Raw genomic sequence first — 1,112 nt, forward strand, 5'->3', positions numbered from 1 at the left:
ACCGACATGGGGGTGGCGTGGCACCGGTTCCTGGCGTTCCCGAACATCTGGTTCAAGCGGAACGCGGACGGGTCGACGGCGCTGGGCGCGTTGCAGCCGATGACGTCGGGCGGGAAGCCGATCGATTTCGCCGATCCCGGGGACGAGGACGTGTTCGGCGTCTCGCAGGTGGAGCAGTTCTCCTGGAAGGGTCTGCTGGATTTCGCCACGTGCACGGAGTGCGGGCGGTGCCAGTCGCAGTGCCCGGCGTGGAACACGGGCAAGCCGCTGTCGCCGAAGCTGCTGATCATGTCGCTGCGCGATCACGCCCACGCCAAGGCGCCGTATCTGCTGGCCGGCGGCGGCAGGAGCGCGGAGGGCGAGGAGAAGGCGTCCGCGCAGCAGCTCGCGTCGGTGCCGGCCGCCGCGCTGGCGGAGGCCGGGCGGCCGCTGGTGGGCGCCGCCGGGGACAACGGGGTGATCGATCCGGACGTGCTGTGGTCGTGCACCACCTGCGGGGCGTGTGTGGAGCAGTGCCCGGTCGACATCGAGCACGTGGACCACATCGTGGACATGCGGCGTTACCAGGTGATGATCGAGTCGGCGTTCCCGTCCGAGGCGGGCACGATGCTGAAGAACCTGGAGAAGAAGGGCAATCCCTGGGGGCTGGCGAAGAAGCAGCGCCTGGAGTGGACCAGGGAGGTCGGTTTCGAGGTGCCGGTGGTGGGCCGGGACGTCGAGGACCTGTCCGAGGTGGAGTACCTGTACTGGGTGGGCTGCGCGGGGGCGCTGGAGGACCGGGCGAAGAAGACCACCAAGGCGTTCGCCGAGCTGCTGCACATCGCCGGGGTGAAGTTCGCGATCATGGGCGGGGACGAGAAGTGCACCGGCGACTCGGCCCGCCGCCTGGGCAACGAGCCCCTCTTCCAGGAACTGGGCGCGGAGAACGTCGCCGCGCTGAACGCCGCGTTCGGCCAGGACGAGGAGGACGCGTCGACGAGGAGGCCGAAGGCGGCGAAGAAGATCGTCGCGACCTGCCCGCACTGCCTGAACACGCTGGGCAACGAGTACCCGCAGCTCGGCGGCGACTACGAGGTGGTCCACCACACGCAGCTGCTCCAGCGTCTGGTCGA

1 protein-coding gene is annotated in these 1,112 nt (G+C 69.4%); it reads left to right on the top strand.

The features are described from left to right. On the top strand, positions 1-1,112 hold a 1,112-nt coding region (locus ACZ6KF_RS34045; protein WP_469242040.1), incomplete at both ends, for a (Fe-S)-binding protein.

Source organism: Streptomyces sp. NPDC046379, from assembly GCF_055587785.1.